The sequence below is a fragment of the Streptomyces sp. R28 genome, from assembly GCF_041052385.1.
In the GTDB taxonomy this organism is placed as follows: Bacteria; Actinomycetota; Actinomycetes; order Streptomycetales; family Streptomycetaceae; genus Streptomyces.
The window spans coordinates 3463359-3484415 of sequence record NZ_CP163439.1 but is presented as its reverse complement, the minus strand read 5'-3'; the positions used below and the strand labels follow the sequence as shown (position 1 = coordinate 3484415).

Annotated in this window: 15 protein-coding genes and 1 pseudogene; 7 read left to right on the top strand and 9 right to left on the bottom strand. The window is 71.1% G+C overall.

Annotation, left to right across the window (positions count from 1 at the left end; all coding sequences use genetic code 11):
* The first annotated feature begins 81 nt into the window (after nucleotides 1-81).
* Nucleotides 82-687: a carbonic anhydrase gene (locus AB5J49_RS15350; RefSeq protein ID WP_369169192.1), complete on the top strand. Its 606-nt coding sequence runs from the start codon at nucleotides 82-84 to the stop codon at nucleotides 685-687.
* Nucleotides 684-2423 carry a SulP family inorganic anion transporter gene (locus AB5J49_RS15345; protein ID WP_369169191.1) on the top strand — a complete coding sequence of 580 codons (1740 nt, stop codon included), beginning with the start codon at nucleotides 684-686 and terminating at the stop codon, nucleotides 2421-2423. The genes AB5J49_RS15350 and AB5J49_RS15345 overlap by 4 nt, the downstream gene beginning before the upstream one ends.
* Nucleotides 2424-2451: 28 nt before the next feature.
* On the opposite strand, the gene AB5J49_RS15340 is transcribed toward AB5J49_RS15345, so the two are convergent.
* Nucleotides 2452-6687, bottom strand: coding sequence for a trypsin-like peptidase domain-containing protein (locus AB5J49_RS15340; RefSeq protein WP_369169190.1), 4236 nt, complete (start codon nucleotides 6685-6687; stop codon nucleotides 2452-2454).
* A 265-nt stretch (nucleotides 6688-6952) separates the two neighbouring features.
* Here AB5J49_RS15340 and AB5J49_RS15335 point away from each other — a divergent pair, with 265 nt between their 5' ends.
* Entirely contained in the window at nucleotides 6953-7879 is a 927-nt protein-coding gene (locus AB5J49_RS15335) for an oxidoreductase (protein WP_369169189.1), read from the top strand.
* Between the two features lie 14 nt (nucleotides 7880-7893).
* Here the strand turns inward: AB5J49_RS15335 and AB5J49_RS15330 are convergent, their stop codons facing one another.
* The 5 genes from AB5J49_RS15330 to AB5J49_RS15310 form a co-directional block, all read right to left on the bottom strand.
* Nucleotides 7894-8676, bottom strand: coding sequence for an SDR family NAD(P)-dependent oxidoreductase (locus AB5J49_RS15330; protein WP_369169188.1), 783 nt, complete (start codon nucleotides 8674-8676; stop codon nucleotides 7894-7896).
* A gap of 79 nt (nucleotides 8677-8755) precedes the next feature.
* Nucleotides 8756-9340, bottom strand: coding sequence for a TetR/AcrR family transcriptional regulator (locus AB5J49_RS15325; RefSeq protein WP_369169187.1), 585 nt, complete (start codon nucleotides 9338-9340; stop codon nucleotides 8756-8758).
* 60 nt (nucleotides 9341-9400) lie between these two features.
* On the bottom strand, nucleotides 9401-9751 hold the full coding sequence (nirD, locus tag AB5J49_RS15320) for a nitrite reductase small subunit NirD (protein WP_369169186.1): 351 nt from the start codon (nucleotides 9749-9751) through the stop codon (nucleotides 9401-9403).
* The gene (gene nirB / locus AB5J49_RS15315; protein WP_369169185.1) at nucleotides 9748-12363 is read right to left on the bottom strand and encodes a nitrite reductase large subunit NirB; all 2616 of its coding nucleotides are present in this window, start codon (nucleotides 12361-12363) and stop codon (nucleotides 9748-9750) included. Before nirB ends, nirD begins: the two co-directional genes overlap by 4 nt.
* Entirely contained in the window at nucleotides 12363-13574 is a 1212-nt protein-coding gene (locus AB5J49_RS15310; RefSeq protein WP_369169184.1) for an NAD(P)/FAD-dependent oxidoreductase, read from the bottom strand. The genes nirB and AB5J49_RS15310 overlap by 1 nt, the downstream gene beginning before the upstream one ends.
* Before the next feature lie 319 nt (nucleotides 13575-13893).
* Between AB5J49_RS15310 and AB5J49_RS15305 the strand changes: the two genes are divergently transcribed.
* The 3 genes and pseudogenes from AB5J49_RS15305 (at nucleotide 13894) to AB5J49_RS15295 (ending at nucleotide 17288) form a co-directional block, all read left to right on the top strand.
* Complete coding sequence (locus AB5J49_RS15305) at nucleotides 13894-14676, top strand: sulfite exporter TauE/SafE family protein (protein WP_369169183.1); 783 nt, start codon at nucleotides 13894-13896, stop codon at nucleotides 14674-14676.
* Between the two features lie 200 nt (nucleotides 14677-14876).
* Nucleotides 14877-15432: pseudogene (locus tag AB5J49_RS15300) on the top strand (IS701 family transposase); the annotation flags it as partial.
* Between the two features lie 338 nt (nucleotides 15433-15770).
* Nucleotides 15771-17288: an alpha-N-arabinofuranosidase gene (locus AB5J49_RS15295; RefSeq protein WP_369169182.1), complete on the top strand. Its 1518-nt coding sequence runs from the start codon at nucleotides 15771-15773 to the stop codon at nucleotides 17286-17288.
* 445 nt (nucleotides 17289-17733) lie between these two features.
* Here AB5J49_RS15295 and AB5J49_RS15290 read toward each other — a convergent pair whose 3' ends face one another.
* Complete coding sequence (locus AB5J49_RS15290; protein ID WP_369169181.1) at nucleotides 17734-18636, bottom strand: NAD(P)-dependent oxidoreductase; 903 nt, start codon at nucleotides 18634-18636, stop codon at nucleotides 17734-17736.
* Nucleotides 18637-18749: 113 nt separating this feature from the next.
* On the opposite strand from AB5J49_RS15290, the gene AB5J49_RS15285 reads away from it, so the two are divergent.
* Nucleotides 18750-19160, top strand: coding sequence for a winged helix-turn-helix transcriptional regulator (locus tag AB5J49_RS15285; RefSeq protein ID WP_369169180.1), 411 nt, complete (start codon nucleotides 18750-18752; stop codon nucleotides 19158-19160).
* On the opposite strand, the gene AB5J49_RS15280 is transcribed toward AB5J49_RS15285, so the two are convergent.
* Both AB5J49_RS15280 and AB5J49_RS15275 read right to left on the bottom strand, forming a co-directional pair.
* Nucleotides 19098-19856 carry a class F sortase gene (locus AB5J49_RS15280; RefSeq protein ID WP_369169179.1) on the bottom strand — a complete coding sequence of 253 codons (759 nt, stop codon included), beginning with the start codon at nucleotides 19854-19856 and terminating at the stop codon, nucleotides 19098-19100. The genes AB5J49_RS15285 and AB5J49_RS15280 overlap by 63 nt on opposite strands.
* A 118-nt stretch (nucleotides 19857-19974) precedes the next feature.
* Nucleotides 19975-20493 carry a hypothetical protein gene (locus AB5J49_RS15275; protein ID WP_369169178.1) on the bottom strand — a complete coding sequence of 173 codons (519 nt, stop codon included), beginning with the start codon at nucleotides 20491-20493 and terminating at the stop codon, nucleotides 19975-19977.
* Nucleotides 20494-21057: the final 564 nt, after the last annotated feature.

The window sequence follows — 21057 nt, the reverse complement described above, 5'->3', positions numbered from 1 at the left end:
GGCCTTTACTTAACCTTCCTCTGGTGTGTGCTCCTCTACGGTGCTGTTCAACTGGTCGAACTCCCAGCTGAGGAGGCATCGTTGAAGGCGTTGCTGGAACGTGCCCGCTCGTTCAAACGTCGGGTGGATTTCGAGAGCGGTGAATACCGAAAACTGGCCGAGGGGCAATATCCCGAGGCGCTCTTCATTACCTGCTCGGACTCGCGGGTCATACCCGCCCTGATTACCGGCGCGCGGCCCGGAGAGATATTCGAGCTGCGAAACGCGGGCAATATCGTGCCGCCGTACGCAAGCCCCGGGGCGTCCGGGGAGGCTGCCACCATCGAGTACGCACTGGAGGTGCTCGGGGTTCAGGACATCATCGTGTGCGGTCACTCACACTGCGGCGCGATGGGGGCGCTGAAGTCCGGCGACGACCTGTCCGCGCTGCCGGGCGTGCACGCCTGGCTGCAGCTGGCCCGCCCCGAACTGGCGCCGGTCCTCACGACCGCCTCCGACGACCCGTCGCTGCCGGACGTGGCGCAGGGCAATGTCGTCAACCAGCTTGCCGCGCTGCGGACTTACCCGGTGGTGCGCCACCGGCTGGACGCGGGGCGGCTGCGGCTGCACGGCTGGTACTACGAGGTCGACACCGGGCAGGTGCACGAGCTGGAGGGGGACGGTCGGTTCCGGGTGCATACCGGATGAGCGGGGCGCATGCGCGCGGGCGTACGCGCGGCAAGGACAGCGCGCCGAAGGGCGGCGGCACGAAGTCTCCGAAGGCCGCAGGCGCCAAGTCGCCGAAAGCCGGGGGCGCCAAGCCCGACCTCGCGGGCGAGATCACCGCCTCCCTCGTCGTCTTCCTCGTCGCCCTGCCCCTGTGCATCGGCGTCGCCGTCGCCTCCGGTGTCCCCGCCGAGCTCGGGATCATCTCCGGGGTCATCGGCGGCCTGGTCGTCGGCGTGGTCCGGGGCAGCACGCTGCAGGTCAGCGGGCCGGCCGCCGGGCTCGCGGCGCTGGTCGCGGAGACGGTGCTGGAGCACGGCGTGGCGATGCTCGGCGTGATCGTCCTGTTCTCGGGCATCCTGCAGATCGTCCTCGGCGTCGTACGCCTGGGCCGGCTGTTCCAGGCGATCTCCCTCGCGGTGGTCCAGGGGATGCTGGCCGGCATCGGGCTGCCGCTGATGTTCAGCCAGGCCTACCCGATGGCCGACGCCAAGGCGCCCGGCACGCCGGTCGAGAACATGGTGGGTATCCCGGGCCTGTTCGCCGACATCCTGACCGACGCGCAGGCGATGATCGCCACGCTGCTCGGCGCCGCCACCATCGTGCTGAGCTTCCTGTGGAAGAAGGTGCCCGGCCCGGCGAAGAAGGTCCCGGCCGCGCTGGTCGCGGTCGGTATCGGCATCGCGGTCGCCGCGCTGCCCGGCGTGGACGTGAAGACGCTCCAGGTCGGCAACCTGCTGGCGTCGGTGCGGGTGCCGGGGGCCGAGCAGTTCGCGGGCCTCGCGGACACCGCGATCCTCACCTCCGTCCTCACCTTCACGGTCATCGCCTCCGCGGAGAGCCTGTTCACCGCGGCCGCCGTGGACCGTATGCACAGCGGCCCGCGCACCCGTTACAACACCGAGCTCATCGCCCAGGGCGCCGGAAACACGGTCGCGGGCATCCTCGGTGCCCTCCCGATCACCGCGGTCGTCGCCCGTAGCTCGGCCAACGTCCAGGCCGGCGCGAAGACCCGCATCTCCCGCACCCTGCACGGCCTGTGGCTGCTGGCCTTCGCGCTGCTGCTGCCGCAGGTCCTCGCCCTGATTCCGATCTCGGTGCTCGCGGGTGTCCTCGTGCACAGTGGCTGGAAGCTGTTCGCGCCGGAGGAGTTCCCGAAGATGTGGCGGCAGGACCGGGGCGAGTTCGTGGTGATGACGGTGACGACGCTGGTCATCGTGGCGACGGCACTGCTGGAGGGCGTCCTCGTCGGGTTGGCCGCCGGGATCGTGCTGGCCGCCCTGCGTATGTCGCAGACGGTGATCCGACAGCACGTCGAGGACGACACCGCGAAGGTCGTCATGGCCGGCAACGCGACCTTCCTACGGCTCCCGCAGGTCATCGAGGCCCTGGAGTCCGCGGCGGCCTCGGGCAGGCCCCGCATCCGCCTGGACCTGACCGGCGTGACCCATCTGGACCACGCCTGTCGCAACCAGGTCGAGGAGTTCACCGCGCAACAGCGGGGGTTGGGGCTGCGCGTGGAGCTGCTGATGCCGGGGCCGGCGAAGACGGAGGTTCCTGTCGTCGCCGCGCCGGGGCCCACGGATGTCGTCGAGTCGGGCTCGCTTCCGGGGCCCGGTCCCGGTGCCGAGTGGTTCTACCTGGACACACGGCCGCTGTCCGACGACTACGGCCGAGGGCGCGACGCATACGCGCAGCGCCCGCCGCTGGTGGGTTGAGTGCCGCGGCCGACTCCGAGCCCGTCGGTCACGGGCAGACGGGCTCGGACGGGACGGGGACGGGCTGGTTTCTGCGTTCCTGCGTGGTGAGGTCGCTGCGGCCGATGGTCCGGCACAGTGCGTCGGCCCAGCTGTCGGGGCGCAGCGTCAGGGGGCGGATGACCCGTTGGTCGCCGGAACGGTAGAACAGCAGGGTCCGGCCGTTGGTGGAGGCGTCCAGGAATTTGTACTGCGGCAGATCGGTACCCAGCTCGCTGTACGCCCCGAGGTCGAACGTCACCTCGTAGTCGTGCTCTTCGAGCCGGTAGATGCGGATCTTGTTGGTGCCGGCCAGGAGGAAGCGTCCCGTGCCTGTCAGGAAACCCGCCGCGGAGGGGAGTTCGAAGCCCGAAAGAGGGCCGAACTCCCTGCGCAGTGGATCGGTGCGCCACAGCTCGATGATCTGCCCCCGGCGCATCAGCGTGAGGTAGCGGCCACTGGGGTCGAAGGCCGCGGCTCTGAGGTCGTCGTGTTTCGTCTGGTACCGAGCCGTCTGCCGCCCACTGGGCAGTTCGACGACCCGGACGTACGGGTCGCCCCGGACTACGACGGTCACCCGGTCGGGGGCGGGATAGCCACCGACGTAGACGCCTTGGCTGTCCGGGTCCTGCTGTTCCGTGACCACGCGCCCCAGGGCGTTGAGGTCGTAGTCGTCGACGGCGCGCCCCGTCCTGCCGTCCCAGCGCTGGAGCATCGTCCCCGAGACCGTGACGAGGTGGCCGGAGCGGTCGAAGAAGTAGTCGAGGTACGGGTTCCTGCCGGTTTGTGCAGGCGTGGGCGGCATGGGCGTGGTGATCACGGACAGTCGCCGCAACGACTTCGCGTCCCGCACCACCACCTTGTTCACGCCCTCGCGGTTGGCCAGCAGGTCGCTGTCCCGGTCGAAGACGATCAGATCGTCGCCTGTCCAGTAGGGCTTGAGGCGCGGTTTCTCGGCGATCACATCCGCATCGGTGGCCGCGGTGGTGAGCCGTACGGTCTCTCCGTCGGCCGCGACGGCGACCGTCCGTCGGCCGTCTGGGGTCAGGCCGACGTTGTTCGTGTCCTTCACCGGGGTGGTGGCGGACGTCTCGGTGAAGTAGATCCCCGTGCTGTCTGCGCTGATGAGCGACAGCTGTGAGCCGTCGCCCACGAGCCGCGCCTGCGAGACCAGCGACGCCGCATTCTCCTGCGGCTCCTCGAACTTCGTCACAGCCTTGCCCCGCGGCAGGTCGACCAGTGTCTTGGCGATGAGCCCGATGACGAGGTAACGGCCGCCCGAGCCGAGCGCGACCGTGTCGCACATGGAGTTCTCCTCGCCCACGTACTGCCCGAGCATGCTTCCGTCGGACACACGCAGACCCGTGTAGACCGCGCTGTCCAGGTCGTCGCCCTTCTGTCGGATCCGACGGCAGGTCACCACCGAGCTGCCGTCTCCCGCGACCACGGTCTCGTCGGCGGACTCGGCGATGACTCGGACGGCGCCGGTACGGCGGTCGATGACCATCAGACGCTGGTCGTAGGTATCGCGCATCGCAGCGAGCGCGATGAGCGTGTCGTCGTCGGGGCCGAACCACACGCCCAGTAGCCTGCCGCCGCGCGCCTGGGGCAGGGGTATCCGGCCACCGAGTGTGCGCCGGTCCAGGTCCCACCACGCAAGGCTCGTCCCGCTGCCGGCCGCGAACAGCCTCCCATCGTGGGAAAGTTGCGCGAACGAGAACCCGTTGAGTCCGTATGTGACCTCCGGGTCCCTGATGACCAGGTGCTGGGGAGCGCCCGTCGGCGAATGGTCGTCCGGGTGGACGTCGTACCAGACAAGGCCGCTCCCCTTGACGTAACCGACCCGGCCGCCGTCCCCCGACACCAGGGGGTACAGGGCGTAACCCGGCCCGTTCAGCTGCTGTCGTCGCACCGTCCCGTCGAGGGCGTGGACGAAGAGCGTCGCCCGGCCCGTCTTGGTGCGGGCCAGCATCACGTCACCGTCCCGGCTGGCGCGGAAGTCCTCCAACGGGGCCGGCGTCCCGGACAGGATCCGCGAGGCCGACCCGTACTGGGCGTAGTACCGCAGCAGCGTGTTCTTCGCCTCGTCCGTCGGGGACGTGCGGTAGGCGGCGAGGGCCAGCTTGATGGCCAGGGCCGGGTCCTGGATCCGCTGGTCGGTCGAGAGGCTCGCCAGCGCCCGGGAGTTCGCCGCGGCGTGCTGCTCCGCGCTGACCTCCCGCTGGTACCCGAAGAGCGCCCCCAGGAGCAGCGCCAGGACGGAGAGCAGCCCGAGCGTCGAGAACAGCCCGCGGCGGCGCCGGACGGCCGACCTTCGGCGGCGGCGGCCCCGTTCCAGGAAGTCCCGCTCGGCGTCGCCGATGTCGTCGGCGCGCTCGGTGAGCCAGCGCTGTGCCGTGGCCAGGACCACGGCGCTGGGCAGCAGTTCGGCCGGTTCGCCGGCGCCGCGCCAGCGGTCCAGGTCGAGTCGCACGGTCTCGCGCCAGGCGAGGAACTCGTGGTCCTCGGCCACCCACGCGGCCAGCTTCGGCCAGCCGGTGATCAGCGCCTCGTGGGCGAGCTCGACGGTCTCTCCCTCGCCGGTGACCAGCAGCCGGGTGGCGGCGAGACGCTGGGCGATCTCCCATTCGGCGGGGGCGAGTTCGGAGCGGGCGGCGGGTCTGCGGGCGACCGCGCCGGACCCGGCCACCGGGATCTGCACCAGGCGGGTGAACAGACGCCGGGCGGCCGGCTCGTCCGCCTCTGTCACGGTGTCCGCCCAAGCCCTGTCCGCCTCGCGGCTGAGCGCGCCGGTCACCCCTTCGATCCGCTCGTACGCCTCGTACGTCAGCCGCCCGTGCACGGTCTGCTCGCGCCACAGCAGGTCCAGAGCCATGACGAGCAGCGGCAGGGCTCCGGGCGTGTCTCCGGTGTCCTTGAGGATCCGGGCGTCCAGTCCCTCGTCGTACGTCACGTTCGGGGTGGCGTCGACCGGCGCGGTGATCACCTCGGCCAGCTGGTCGCGGTTCATGGGGCGCAGTGCGTGGATGCGGTGGCCGACGAGCGGGCCGAGGGAGGGGGCGGCCAGGGCCGGTTCGAGGAAGTCGGCGCGCAACGTGATCAGGACGCGTAACGACTCGGGCAGGTCCTCGACGCGGAGGACGTCCATCAGCGCCGTGAGGTCGGCCGGCGCAGCGGTGAGCGCCTCCTCGCACTGGTCGATCACGAGCAGAAGGCGTCGGCCGCGCGTCCGCTCCAGGATGCGGGTCACGATCCCGTGCAGGCGGGGTGCCCCGTCTCCGCCGAGGAGGCCGGCCAGCTGCTGGATCCTCTCCAGGCGGGTCACCTCGGGCAGGTCCGGTTCGAGCAGCGGGAGCAGGGCGGCGGCGAGGGCGGTCAGCGGGGTGCCGTAGGAGGAGGCCGGGCGCAGGACGGCGGCTTCGTAACCCTCCTCCCGCAGCCGGGGGGTGACGCCCGCCGCGGCAAGTGAGGACTTGCCGGAGCCGGACGGGCCGACCAGGGTGACCGCCTTGTGCCCGCGCACCAGGTCGGCCACCTCGGATGCCTCCCGTTCCCGGCCGAAGAAGAACCTCGCGTCACTCTCGCCGAAGGCGGCCAGAGGGTGGAACGGCGACTCCGGTACGGCCAGGCGCGCCAACTCCGGCCATGACGCGAGCAGTTGGTCGGCCGGGACGAGATAGGCGGCGGCGGGATCCTTGGCCTCGGCCACCACCACCATGCCGACCACGCCGACCAGTTGCTCGTCCCAGACGGGGCCGCCGCTGAACCCGGGTGCGATCCGGTAGCCGTTGAGGGACGTCATCTCGGTCTGGATCCAGCCGTCGCCCTGCCGGCCGAGGAGGCGTCCCGAGTGCCACACTCCGTTGTCCCGCCCGGCCGGAAAGCCGAAGGCGGCGATCGGGTGGTGCCACACCTCGTCCGCCCGGACCAGACGCGCGGGCCGGGCGCCGGGCAGCGGCTCGTCCAGCCGCAGGACCGCGATGTCCTGCTCGTCGGACCACTCCTCGACCCGCGCCGTCACCGACGCCGACGTGCCGCTCAACGGCAGGTCGACCCGGATCCGCGCCGTCTTCGGGGGCCGGCCCTGCGGGGCACCCAGGGCGGCGGTGACCACATGGGCACAGGTGAAGGCCAGGTCACCGGTGACCAGGAAGCCCGCCCCGACGGGTAACCCCAGCTCGTCCCGGACCCGCAGCACGGCACCGTCGAGCGCCCTGGGGCCGACTGCCGCTCCCGGCGGGGTCATGCGTCCGCCTCGCCGTCACCGGCCGGCAGCTCCACCACAGACACGCCGTGCATCCCCCGGATCGCGTATGCCGTCACAGACTTCCCCGGACTTCGGGGGAGCGATGGTAGCGCCGTTCGGGGAACGCCTGTGCCATGTTCCCTGTCATGTTCGCGAGGCCCTCACACCGCGCCCCAAGGGGTTCCCGAACTGGCCCCGGGATCCGTTTCGGCGCAGTCTGATGAGGTACCTGGGCCCGGATCCGCCCCGCGGAAGGAGTTCCGTCATGTCCGGCTGGACCGCGCACGACATCCCCGACCAGAGCGGCCGCGTCGCCGTCGTCACCGGGGCCAACAGCGGGATCGGGTACGCCACGGCGCGGGAGCTGGCGCGCAAGGGTGCCCAGGTGGTGCTCGCGTGCCGGAGTGAGGCGCGGGGGACGGCGGCCGGGGTCCGGCTGGTCGGTGAAGTGCCGGGCGCACAGGTCGAGTTGAGGCGGCTGGATCTCGGGGATCTCGGCTCCGTGCGGGAGTTCGCCGCGACATGGCCGTACGACCGGCTCGACCTGCTCGTGAACAACGCCGGGGTGATGGCGTTGCCGTACGGCACGACGGCGGACGGCTTCGAGACGCAGTTCGGGGTCAACCACCTCGGGCACTTCGCGCTGACCGGTCTGCTGCTGCCCGCGTTGCTCGGCACGCCGGGTGCGCGGGTGGTGACCTTGGCCAGTTCCCTGCACGCGATGTCCAACATCGACATCGACGACCTCAACAGCGAGCGCCGCTACCGGCGTTGGGTCGCGTACGGCCGTTCCAAGACCGCCAACCTGCTCTTCACGCACGAGCTGGCGCGCAGGCTGGCGGTGCGGGGGGCGGACGTGGTGGCGGCCGCCGCCCACCCGGGGTACGCCGACACCAATCTGCAGACCGAGGGGCCGCGCATGGAGGGGCGCCGGGTCAGCGAGTGGTTCGTGCGGATCGGCAACCGCGTCCTCGCCCAGCCCGTCGAGGCCGGGGCGCTCCCCGTCCTGTACGCGGCCACCGCCCCCGCCGTCCGCCCCGACTCCTTCACCGGCCCGTCCTTCGCCAACTGGCGCGGCTCACCCGCCCCGTCCTGGAGGGCGCCCTGGACGGTCAACGACCGTGCGGGTGAACGGCTTTGGGAGGAATCGGAGCGGCTGACCGGGGTGACGTACGACGCTCTGAAGGTGTGAGCGCCGGTGCGTGCTCACGCCGTCCCCCCGCTGTCCACCACCAGGTCCGTGCCCACCACCGACGTGGCGTCGTCCGAGGCCAGGTAGAGGACGGCTGCGGCTACCTCCTGCGTGGTCGAGATGCGGCCGAGGGGGAGGGTGGCCCGGGCGCGGTCGGCTCGGTCGGCCTCGGACTCGCCGGGGCGCAGCGACATGGGGGTCTCCACGGCGCCGGGGCTGACCGCGTTGATACGGATGCCGTCGCCGATGTGGTCGAGGGCGGCGCCCCTGGTGAGGACGGAGACCGCGGCCTTGGTGGCGGCGTAGGCGGCGGCGCCGGGGTGGCGGGTGTGGACGCCGAAGGTGGAGGCGATGTTCACGATCGCGCCGCCGGCCGGCTGGGTGCGCATCTGGCGGACCTGGGCCTGCAGGGCCAGGAACACGCCGGTGACGTTGATCGCGAGCTGGCTGTGCCAGTCCTCCTCGGGGAGGTCGGCCACGGGGGCGCCGCCACGGAAGACGCCCGCGTTGTTGACCGCCACGTCGAGTGAGCCGAAGTGGTCCACGGTGGCGGCCACAGCCGCCTGTACGTCGGTGGCGAGGGAGACGTCCGCCGTGACGGCCAGCGCCTTGCCGCCCGCTCCTTCGATCAGGGTGACCGTCTCGTCCAGCGGGTCCCGCCTGCGCCCGGCCACGACGACGTTCGCGCCCTCGGCGGCGAGCGCGAGGGCGATGGCCCGTCCGATGCCGGAGCCGGCGCCGGTGACCAGGGCGGTCCGGTCCGTGAAGCGGGTGCGGTGGTTCAGTGCGGTGGTCATGATCTCCCCTTTTTCTTGACCGATCGGTTCAGTATCAGGGCAAGGAAAAGCACCCCGGTGCGAGGTGCTCGAGTGCTCTTCAGTCCAGCAGGGCCAGTGCCTGCTCCGCCGCGTCCCGTACCCGCGCCGGGTCCGACGACGCCTTGCCGACCACCCGCAGGCCCTGCAGCAGGACCAGCAGCATGCGCGCGAGGGTGAGCGGGTCGCGGTCGGCGGGCAGTTCGCCCTGTGCCTGCGCGCGGGCCAGCGCCGAGTGCAGCACGGTCTCCAGCTGGTCCCAGTTGCGCTCCACCTGCCGGGCCGCGGCCGGGTCGTGCGGGGCGAGTTCCGCCGCCGTGTTGGTGACCAGGCAGCCGTTCAGGCGTAGTTGGACGTCTGCGGCCTCGGCCGCGTACCGCCGTACGACCGCTCGGACGGCCGGCAGTGCGGGCCCCGGCCGGGACAGTTCGCGGACGATCGGCGGGAGCCCGGCCCGGTCGTAGCGCTCCAGCGCCTTCAGGTACAGCTCGTGCTTGTTGCCGAAGGTCGCGTAGATGCTGGCGCGGCCGACGCCGAGATGCTCGACGAGGTCGGACATCGACGTCGCCTCGAAGCCGCGCTGCCAGAACAGCTCAAGGGCTGCCTGCAGCGCGGCTTCGGGATCGAACTCCTTGGTCCTGGCCATGTGACGCAGCCTAGGTTCAACAAGAACGATCGGTCAAGAAACTCGCGGGTGGAGCTAGGGCTACGCCGCCCGCACCTCGTACGCCGAGATCCGCACCGCCTCGTCGTCCAGGCACTGCCCGTTCTCCAGGTCGAAGCGCTGCTTCAGCAGGGGCGAGGCCACGAACGGGCGGCCCTGGTGGGTGCCGGTCAGGCCGCGGGAGAGGACCGCCGCGCCGCTGAAGGGGTCGCGGTTGTCGATGGCGTACAGGGCGCCGGTGCGGTCGCGGAACAGGGCCACCTGGCGGCCGTCGGGGAGAAGTGCGGCCACGCCGCGGCCGGGGAGCAGCTGGGTCAGGTCGCAGACCGTGAACCAGTCGTCCGCCAGCTTGAGCTGGACCTTCAGGTCGGTTGTCTCGGGTGCCAGGGTCATCGCTGGGCGCTTCCTTCCAGGACGTCTTCAGCGGGGCGCATGCCGATGGACAGCAGCGGCAGGTCGGGCTTGATCTGGTCGCGCTCGGGGATGAAGCCGACGACCGGGTCGGGGGTGTCGGGGGCGTTCACGAAGGAGACGAAGCGGGAGAGCTTCTCGGGGTCGTTGATGGTGGTCGCCCACTCGTCGGCGTAGTGCGCCACGTGGTCGGCCATCAGGGACTCCAGCTCCTCGCAGATGCCGAGGGAGTCCTCCACGACCACGTCCCGGACGTGGTCCAGGCCGCCGGGGATCCGCTCCAGCCAGGTCGAGGTGCGCTCCAGCCGGTCCGCGGTACGGATGTAGAACATCAGGAAGCGGTCGATCAACCGGATCAGCTCGGCGTCCGACAGGTCCTGGGCCAGCAGGTCCGCGTGGCGCGGGGTGGCGCCGCCGTTGCCGCCGACGTAGAGGTTCCAGCCGTTGGCGGTGGCGATCACGCCGAAGTCCTTCGACTGGGCCTCGGCGCACTCGCGCTGGCAGCCGGAGACCGCCGACTTCAGCTTGTGCGGGGAGCGCAGCCCCCGGTAGCGCAGCTCCAGGTCGATCGCCATGCGGACCGAGTCCTGGACGCCGTAGCGGCACCAGGTCTGGCCGACGCAGGACTTCACCGTGCGCAGCGCCTTGCCGTACGCGTGGCCGGACTCGAAGCCGGCGTCCACCAGCCGGGCCCAGATCAGGGGGAGTTGCTCGACGCGGGCGCCGAACATGTCGATCCGCTGGCCGCCGGTGATCTTCGTGTAGAGACCGAAGTCGCGGGCGATCTCGCCGATCACGATCAGGCCCTCGGGGGTGATCTCACCGCCGGGGATGCGCGGGACGACCGAGTACGAGCCGTTCTTCTGCAGGTTGGCCAGGAAGTGGTCGTTGCTGTCCTGCAGGGAGGCCTGCTCACCGTCCAGGACGTAGCCGCTCACGCCGATCGTCGGGGCGAGGGAGGCGATGATCGAGCCGACCGCCGGCTTGCAGATCTCGCAGCCGTCGCCGCCCTTGGCGCCGTCGCGGCCGTAGCGGTCCAGCAGGTCCTGGTAGGTGTTGATGCGCAGGGCGAGGACGATCTCGTACAGCTCCTCGCGGGTCTGCGAGAAGCAGCCGCACAGGCCCTTGTCGACCTCGACGCCGCTGGCCTCCAGCTCGGCGTTGACGAGCTGACCGAGGACCTTGACGCAACTGCCGCACGTCGTACCGGCCTTGGTGCACTTCTTCACCTCGGGCACCGTGGTGCACTGGTGGTCGGTGACCGCGGCGCGGATCGTGCCCTTGCGGACGTTGTTGCAGGAGCAGATGATCGCGTCGTCCGGCAGCGCGGTCGGGCCGAGCTGGACGGACTCCCCGGCGCCGGCGGGCAGCACCAGCGACTCGGGCGAGACCGGCGGGACCGAGCCGGTGAACGCCTTCAGCGTGCCGTACGCCTCCGCGTCGCCGACCAGGATGCCGCCGAGCAGCGTGCCGTCGCGGCCGATGACCAGCTTCTTGTACAGGCCCGCGCGGGAGTCGGAGTAGACGACGTCCAGGCAGTCGTCGGTGGCGCCGTGCGCGTCGCCGAAGGACGCCACGTCGACGCCGAGGAGCTTCAGCTTGGTGGAGAGGTCGGCGCCGGTGAAGGTCAGCTGCTCCGACTCGTCGGCGGCGATCGTCGCGGCGGCCGTCTCGGCCTGCTCGTAACCCGGGGCCACCAGGCCGTACACCCGGCCGTCGGAGGCCAGCGCGCACTCGCCGATCGCGAAGACGTGCGGGTCGGAGACCGTACGGCACTGCTCGTCGACCGTGATGCCGCCGCGCTCGCCCACCGTGAGGCCGCAGTCGCGGGCCAGCTGGTCGCGGGGGCGGACACCGGCGGAGAACACCACCAGGTCGGTGGCGAGTTCGGAACCGTCGGACAGCTTCATGCCGGTGACGGCACCGGCCTCGTCGACGACGATCTCCTGCGTGCCCACACCGGTGTGGACGCTCAGGCCCATCTCCTCGATGGTGCGCAGGAGGGCCGCGCCGCCGCCGTCGTCGACCTGCACGGGCATCAGGCGGGGCGCGAACTCCACGATGTGGGAGGTGAGTCCGAGGCCCTTCAGCGCACCGGCCGCCTCAAGTCCGAGCAGACCGCCGCCGACCACGGCACCGGTCGTCGCCGTCTTGGCGTACTCCTCGATGGCGAGCAGGTCCTCGATCGTGCGGTAGACGAAACAGCCCTCGGCGTCCTTGTTCGGGACCGGCGGGACGAAGGGGAACGAGCCGGTGGCGAGGACGAGGGTGTCGTACTCGAAGACCTGGCCGGACCTGGCCGTGACCTTCTTCGCCTCGCGGTCGATCGTCTCCGCCGGGTCACCGACGTACAGCTCGATGCCGTGCGTCTCGATGAACTCCATGTCCGTCATGGACAGGTCCTCGGGCGTCTTCCCCGAGAAGTACGAGGTGAGGGCGACGCGGTCGTACGCCGGACGCGGCTCCTCGCACAGCACGACCACGCGGTGCGTGGCGGTCAGGCCGCGCTCGGCGAGCGCTTCGAGGAAGCGCTGGCCGACCATGCCGTGGCCGACGAGCACGATCGTGGGGGTGGCCCCCAGGGTGGCGGTCATCAGGAGCCTCCATCGTTGGTAAGCAGGTGGAGCAGGGGGCCGTCGTCGGGGAGCGGCTCTGCTCCCTCCCAGGCGCGGGCGAGCGCGCCGACGGTGCCGAGTTCGCCGACGAGGACCCCGCCGACCAGGCGGTCGTCGCGGACGACGACCTTGCGGTAGGTGCCTCGGGTGGCGTCCGTGAGCTGGACGACGTCGTCCCCGGGGCGCGGCTCCGTCTCGCCGAAAGCGGCGAGGTCGAAGGCGCTCTGACCGGGCAGTGTGAGCCGGGTCAGTGAACGGGTGCCGGTGTACCGGGCGTTCGCCCGCCCGGCCAGCAACTCGGCCAGTACTTCGGCCTGTTCGAGGGCCGGAGTGGCCAGCCCGTAGACGTTGCCGTCGTGCTGGGCGCAGTCGCCGATGGCGTGGATGTACGGGTCGGAGGTCCGCAGCTCGTCGTCGACGACGATCCCCTTGCGGACGTGCAGTCCCGCGGCCTGAGCCAGACCCGCGCGCGGGCGCACGCCGCAGGCCAGGACCACGAGGTCGGCGTCGAGGGCGTATCCGTCGGCCATCTCGACCGAGCGGACCGCACCGCCGACACAGCGCACGTCCCGTACCCGCAGGTCGGTGTGGACCTCGACGCCGAGGTCCCCCAGGTGGCGCCGGACGAGCTTCGAGGCGCTCGGGTCGAGCTGGCGCTCCATGAGCCGCTCGGCCTGCTGGGCGAGGATGACCTGGGCGCCGCGCTGGGCGAGCGCACGGGCCGCGGAGACCCCGAGGAGCCCGCCGCCGATGACGATCGCCTTCACTCCCGGCCGGACCGCCTTGGACAGGCCCAGGCAGTCGTCCATGGTGCGGAAGGCGTGGACGCCTTCCGGCAGGACGTGGTCGGGGGTGAACAGGCCGCGCAGGGGCGGCAGCACCGGGTTCGAGCCGGTGGCCAGGACCAGCCGGTCGTATGCGATCTTCGACCCGTCCGCGCACTCGACGCTCCGTGCCTCCCGGTCGATGCCGGTGACCCGGGCGCGGGTGAGCTGCGCGGGTGCGGGCAGCGCGATCACGTCGGGGCTGTACCGTCCGGCCAGCACTTCGGCGAGGAGCACCCGGTTGTACGGGCGGTGCTCCTCGTCGCCGATGAGCGTGACGGGCGTGCCGAGCTCACCGAGCCGCCGGGCGAGTCGTACGCCCGCGAGTCCGGCGCCGATCACCACCACACGCGTATTCGAGGTCATGTACTTGAGCGTGCGGTGCCGGTGTTACCCGACCGCATCACGTCTGTTTCCCGCGGGGAACGCTGCCCTCAGCGGCGGTGGAGAGTGAGTGTGAGGGTTCGGAGGGTGCGGCGGGGGCGGGCTGTGAGGTCGGATCGGGAGGGGAGAGGCGGGGAGGGAGGGGAGAAGAGAGGGGGGAGAGGAGGGGAGAGGGGAGGGGAGGGGGAAGCGGGAGGGGGCAGGGGCAGGGCGGGTCGGGGCAGGGCGGGGCGCGGGCCCAACCTCAGATGCTCCTCATTTACGTGGACCGCGCACGCATCATCCGCCTAGGGTCGCGATCATGCCCGACATATCGCTGACCACGGTCGCCGTCCTGTGCCTCGCAGCCCTCGCGGCCGGCTGGATCGACGCCGTGGTTGGCGGCGGGGGCCTGCTCCTGCTCCCGACGCTGCTGCTCGGCCTCCCCGCGAGCACCCCGGCCGCGTACGCGCTCGGCACCAACAAGGCGGTCGCGATCGTCGGCACCTCGGGCGCCGCGGTGACGTACGCCCGCAAGGCGCCCGTGGACGTGCGGCTCGCCGTACGCATCGGGCTGGCGGCGCTCGCGGGCTCCTCCGGCGGCGCCTTCTTCGCGGCCGGCATGAGCACCGAGGTGCTGAAGCCTGTGATCATGGTGGTGCTGCTCGCCGTCGCCGCCTTCGTGATCCTGCGCCCCGCCTTCGGCACGGCACCGGCGACGGGCCCGGCCACCCGCCGCCAGGTCCTCGCCGCCATCGGCCTCGCGGGCCTGGGCATCGGCTTCTACGACGGACTGATCGGCCCCGGCACCGGCACCTTCCTGGTCCTCGCCCTCACCGCCGTACTCCACCTCGACCTCGTGACCGCCTCCGCCACCGCCAAGATCGTCAACTGCTGCACCAACGCCGGCGCGCTCGCCACCTTCGCCTGGCAGGGCACGGTGCTGTGGCAGCTGGCCGCGGTGATGGCCGTCTTCAATCTGGCGGGCGGCATGCTGGGGGCCCGTACGGCGCTGAAGAAGGGCAGCGGATTCGTCCGGGCCGTGCTGCTGACGGTGGTGTTCGCGCTGGTGGCGAAACTGGCGTACGAGCAGTGGGTGGCCTAGTACTCCAGTGGGACTTCTCCGTTCCCGCTGGTCAGAGGCGGTCTTTCGAGCCTAGCGGGCTGACGGTGCCTCAGGGACCGGTTCCGGGAAGCCGCTGTGGACGGCGGGTCGAGAAGTGCAGGCTCGGGGCATGATGGCGGACTTCGTCACGGGACGTTGGTGTGCGGTTCTCTCCGGTGGCCGTCACTGGGCTCGAGGACCTGTTCCTGCGGGTGAGCGGGCGGTCCGGCCGGGTCGAGGTGCGGCGCCGGATGCGGGATTACGTCCGGGGCCTGCTGGGACCGGTCGGCCGCAAGAACAGCTGGCGGCTGGCCGAGTACGCAGGTCACAGCGGCCCGCACGGGCTGCAGCACCTGCTGTCGCCGAGCAGATGGGACCCCGACGAACTCCGGGACGACGTGCAGGAGTACGTGGCCCAGCGGCTCGGTGCCCCGGACGGCGTCCTGATCGTGGACGACACCGGATTTCTCAAGAAGGGTGTCGTCTCCGCCGGGGTGCAGCGGCAGTACTCCGGCACGGCCGGGCGGACCGAGAACTGTCAGATCGGCTTCTTCGCCGCCTATGCCTCCAGCCGGGGGCGGGCGCTGGTGGACCGGGAGTTGTATCTGCCCAAGTCGTGGACGAACGACCCGGACCGCTGCCGGGCCGTCCGCATCCGGCGCCGAACGCGGCTTCGCCACCAAGGGAGAACTGCCCCACACCATGGTCCTGCGGGCGCCGGCCTCGCCGCTGCCGATCGCCTGGGTCACCGCCGACGGTCTCCAGGGGCAGGAGTGGAGCTTTCGCCACCTCCTTGAGCAGGCCCAGGTCGGCGACGTCAGTTCGGAACACCCCAAAGACATGGGCCAGATCGGGTGTTCACGTCCGTCAACGTGACCTTGACGCAAGCCTCTTGACTCTTCCGGTGCGACGATGGCAGCTTCTTGATCGCTACAAGAAACCGGTTTCTGGCGCTTTCGGTACCTCGAACACGGCAGCCACGGTCGGGAACCGCCGCGCCACCCCTGCTCGCGCCCCGCACCAACGCTCTGCACCTACTCCCCGCAACCCATCGCGCCCCCAACGCACCTCCCCATCGACGCAGGAGTACGTCTGTGCCCAACGCCACCGCGGTCATCAACCTCGACATCGAGGGCCCGACGATCAGCCGCCATCTGTACGGCCACTTCGCCGAGCACCTCGGCCGTTGCATCTACGGCGGCTTCTGGGTCGGGGAGGACTCGCCGATACCCAACGAAGGAGGGATCCGGCTCGACGTCGTCCAGGCGTTGCGGGCCCTGAACATCCCCAACCTGCGCTGGCCGGGCGGTTGTTTCGCCGACGAGTACCACTGGAAGGACGGGATCGGCCCCCGCGACCAGCGCCCCCGGATGGTCAACACCCACTGGGGCGACGTCGAGGAGAACAACCACTTCGGCACCCACGAGTTCATGGCTCTGTGCGAACTCCTGGGCGCCGAGCCCTACATCAGCGGCAACGTCGGCTCCGGCACCGTCCGGGAGATGAGTGAGTGGGTCGAGTACCTCACCCGCGACGGCGACAGCCCCATGGCCAGGCTGCGCCGTGCCAACGGCCGCGACGAGCCCTGGCGCGTACCGTTCTGGGGCATCGGCAACGAGACCTGGGGTTGCGGCGGCAACATGCGCGCCGAGTACTCAGCCGACCTGGCCCGCCAGTACGCCACGTACTGCCGCGACCACGGCGACAACGTGCTCTACCGCATCGCCTCGGGCGCTACCGGCGACGACTACAAATGGACCGAGACGCTGATGCAGCAGATCAGCTGCTTCGGCTGCGAGGCTACCCCGAAGAACTTCTTCCAGGGCCTCTCCGTGCACCACTACACGCTCGCCGGGCCCTGGGAGGCGAAGGGCAGCGCCACCGTCTTCGACACCGACGACTACTACCGGACCATGGTGGCCGCCCGCCGGATCGACACCATCCTGACCGGCCACTCCACTGTCATGGACATCTACGACCGGGGGCGTACGGTCGGCCTGGTGCTGGACGAGTGGGGCACCTGGTGGGACGTCGAACCCGGAACCAACCCCGGCTTCCTGTACCAGCAGAACAGCCTGCGCGACGCGCTCGTCGCCTCCACCCACTTCGACATCTTCCACAAGCACGCGGCCCGCCTGCACATGGCCAACATCGCGCAGACCGTCAACGTCCTGCAGGCCATGGTGCTCACCGACGGCGACGCACTGGTTCTGACCCCGACCTATCACGTCTTCGAAATGAACAAGGGCCACCAGGACGCCACTTCACTGGCCGTCCACGTCCGCGGCGACGGCATCCGGCGCACGGTCGGCGACGGGGAGCTGGAGACCCTGTCCACCTCCGCGAGCGTCAAGGACGGGACGGTCCTCGTCTCTCTCTCCAATCTCGACGCGGAGGAACCTGTCGAGGTGACGCTCGACCTGCGCGGCCGTGCCATCGGCGAGCCGACCGCCCGCATCCTGACCGCCGACCGGCCCCAGGACCACAACACCCCCGGCACTCCTGGCACGGTCAGTCCACGCCCCTTCGACGACCTCACGACGACGGGCCGGGGACTGTCCCTGACACTGCCTCCCCACTCGTTCGTCAACCTTCGGGCCCAGCTTCGCTGACGCCACATCAATTTCCTTTCGCACAGCCGCACTTCACCCTGACCAGGAGCCGCAGGTGAACACGAGCCTGACCCGTCGCGGAACACGCCGGCCGAAACGGCCGGACACGCGGGTGCGGTGCGGCTGGCACAACCGGGCGACCTGGCTCCAGCGCGTGGACGACGGCGTACCGGACGACCTCGGCGAGCGCGTGCTGGATGGTGTGGACAGCGGTCGCTGGTACGACCTGCGGGTGGAGGTGGACGGCGCGCGCGTCCACTGCTACCGCGAGGGCGAGCTGCTCCACGAGGTCGAGGTCGAGGACGTCCGGCCGGACCCGGAGGTCTTCGCGGTCTCGGCCGTCCGCGACAGCACCTCCGGCCACGCGATCGTGAAGATCGCGAACACCCCACCCGAACCGGTCACAGTCCGACTCCGCCTGGAGTACAGGACCTGTCCGCGGGATCTACTCCCGTCGCGTATCGAGCAGTTCGACCGCGCCCGTCGTGTCCTCGTCGCCGTGCCCCGCGGCGAGCCACCGCTCCAAGAGGGACATGTACGGCGTCAGCAGCTCCGGGCTCACGCCCTGCTCCTCGGCCGTGGCCAGCAGGGTGGCGTTGCCCGCGACCTGCATCGCGAGGCTGGAGACGACGTCCTTGCCGCAGTCGCCGCTCTGCAACTGGTCGGCGGCGTTGTGCGCGGCGGGTGCCATCGCGCCGAGCCACGACACCAGCAGCGGTGCGAAGTCCTTCGGGGCGATGTCCTCCCGGCGGATCAGCGCGAAGGCGTGCAGGACGCCCGCGAACATGCCGCTCATCGCGCTCAGCAGCGCCACGTCGTGCAGCGCCGCGAAGCCCGGGTCCGCGCCGACGTACCGGGTGCGGGCCGGGACGGCGAGGGTGTCGCCGTGCTCCTCGAAGAGGCCGGGTGAACCGCTGTAGAGGACGTACGCCCCCGACTCCGCGTCCCCGATCATCGGCGGTACGGCCATGATCCCGGCGTCCAGGAAACGGGCGCCGCGCGCTTCGGCCCAGGCGGAGCGGAAGCGGCCCTGGGCGGGCGTTCCGGTCGTGAGGTTCACCAGGTCCCGGCCGGTCAGGTCGGCGTCTTCGAGGGCCGCGCCGACCGAGGCGTCGTCGAGCAGACAGACGACGACCAGCCGGCTCGCGGCCACCGCCTCGACGGCGCTCGCGGCGACGGTCGCGCCTTCGGCGGCCAGGGGCTCCGCCCGGGCCGGGGTGCGGTTCCAGACGGTGACCGGGTGTCCGGCGGAGAGCCAGGCGCGGGCCAGGGCCGTGCCCATGGCACCGGTGCCGAGGAGGGTGAGGGGGGTGAGGGGGGTTCGAGGGGTAACCGGGTTGTCAGTCATGGCACTTAGGCTTGCCGCAGGGGAACGGCCTGCTCAAGTACGTACTTCGGAGTGGGTGGTTACCGCCGGGAAAGAGTCCTGGCAGCACAAGCGTCGAGGCAGGGGAGGGCGACATGGCGATCGGGCGACGTCCGGGGGCGTACGTCTGCGGGACCGACGCGGCGATGGACGTGATCGGCGGCAAGTGGAAGGTGCTCATCCTCTGGGAGCTGAGCGAGCGTCCGCATCGTTTCGGGGAACTGCGCCGGGAGCTGCCGGGCGTGACCGAGAAGGTACTCGCCGCACAGCTGCGGGAGTTGGAGGCCGACGGCATCGTCCACCGGGAGGCGTACGACGAGGTGCCGCCGCGCGTCGAGTACTCCCTGACGCCGCGAGGCACCTCGCTCAACGCGGCCCTTGCCCCGCTCGGGGTGTGGGGCAAGGAGAACATCCTGGGCGCTCGCCCGGCGGGGTTGGAGCGGTCAGCGGCTGCCGGTGAGGTGCGCGAAGACGACGACGTTGCCCTGATAGCCGGTCGTCCGTGAGTAACCGCCGCCGCAGGTGATCACCCGCAGCTCGGGGCGCGGGGCCGGGCCGTACACCTTCTCGTCGGGGAAGGCCTTCGCGTCGTACACCTCGACGGCGTCGACGGAGAAGAGCGCCGTGCCGCCGTCCCGTCGGTCCACCTCGATCGTGCTGCCCTTCTTCAGGGCGCCGAGGCGGTAGAAGACGGCGGGCCCGTCGGAGTTGTCCACGTGGCCGGCGACGATCGCGGTGCCCGTCTCACCGGGCGTGGTGCCGGCCTCGTACCAACCGGCGAGGTTCTTCCGCTCGGAGGGCGGGACGTCGAGACTGCCCGTCCTCGTCAGGCCCAGGCCCATGAGGGGGGCGTCGACGCGTATCGAGGGGATGCGGATGCGGTCGGGAGGGGAGGGGGGGAGGGCGGCGGAGCTCGGGTCTGCGGAATGCGGGTCTGCGGAGCTGCGGCCTGCGGAGTTCGAGCGGGCGGAGTTCGGCTCGGTGTGTGGGTCGGCGTGCGTACCGCTCGGCTCCCCGGCCCGCCCGGCCTCCGCCGTTTCCCCAGCTCCCCTGGCCTGCGCCGCCGACGGCTGTGGCGGGGCGTGTGTATCGGCGCCGCTGCTCAGCAGCCAGGCGCCGGAGCACAGGGCGAGGCCGGTGACGGCGGCTATGGCGGCGTTGCCGACGCTGCGGCGACTGCGGTGACGGCGGTGACTGCGCACGCGAGCCTCCTGGGACTTTCCTCGGGCCGCCCTCGTCCCCCTCCGGGCCGCGAGGGGCGTCGGACCCGGAGGGGGAGGGGACGTGCGGTACCGGTGGACGGACAGCGGAGGGCGTCCGTCAGATCCCGTCGCCTCTCGCCCGGCGATGCAGGAGCCAGGTACCGCCCGCGGCGGCGACGGCGAGAGCCGCCACGCCGGCCGCGGTCTGCACGGGATCGGGGCCAAGAGCGCCGCCGACCCCCGTCTTCACACTTCCTCTCGGATACACCTGTTCGTCACGCGGGGACGTCAGCGTGACCACCAGGTCCCCCGTCACCCGCCGGCCGTCCTCGGCGCAGGTCGCGACGATCTCGTACGTCCCCGGCTGCGCGCTCGGCGGCACCCGGAACCGCCCGGTCGCGTCCCGCTCGTCCGGCGCCAGCGTGAAGGAACCCGCGCCCACCGCGCTGGCGTCGCCCTCCGCCGTGGCGCCGTCCCCGCAGCCGGCCGTGCGCACCGTGACCTCTCCGCCCGGCACGACCGACGCCGGGGACACCTCCAGGCCATTCCCTTCGCCGCCGTACGCGGGCGGGACGACGAGCCCCACGGCGCCGGCGGCCAGCGCGGTCCCGGTCAGCAGACGGGCGGTACGTCGCATCGATGCTCCTCCGCACTCAGCGGGGCCACGGCCCGCGGCACCCCCATGTGCCGCTGCGTCGGTCGCGCCCTGTCCTTCCGAGGTAAGTGGCAGTGGGGCGGGAGCGCTTCCTGAGGGGACGTCGAAAATGGGGTGAATGGGTGTCGAGTGGGAAGGGCGGGCTCCTCGGCCGGTGGTGTTTCAGCAGGTCATTACGTGTTCCGGCCCTGTCGCGGAAGAGAACCCGTTGGACGGAGGGTGGCGCGTGTGAACGGGTGACGCGGCGGGCGCCGGGGCAACCGAGCCGGGGTTACGGCGGTGACGGCTTCAACAGCCGCAGCACGGACTCGTCGCCTGACAAGGGCCGAGTGTGTTGCCTCCAGTGCACGAGATCCCCGGGCCGTCTTTAGTGGTACCTCTCGCACCCGAAATGGGGGTTCGGCAATCGGCATGATCGCCGAACCCCTTCCCGTTACCGTCCGACGGTAAGTGCCCAGCGAACCTGGGACGGGGCAGTCACGCTCACGGTGCCGTGATCACGGGCGCTTTTGAGGGACAGCTGGTTGAAGGTGCTGCTGTCCCCTT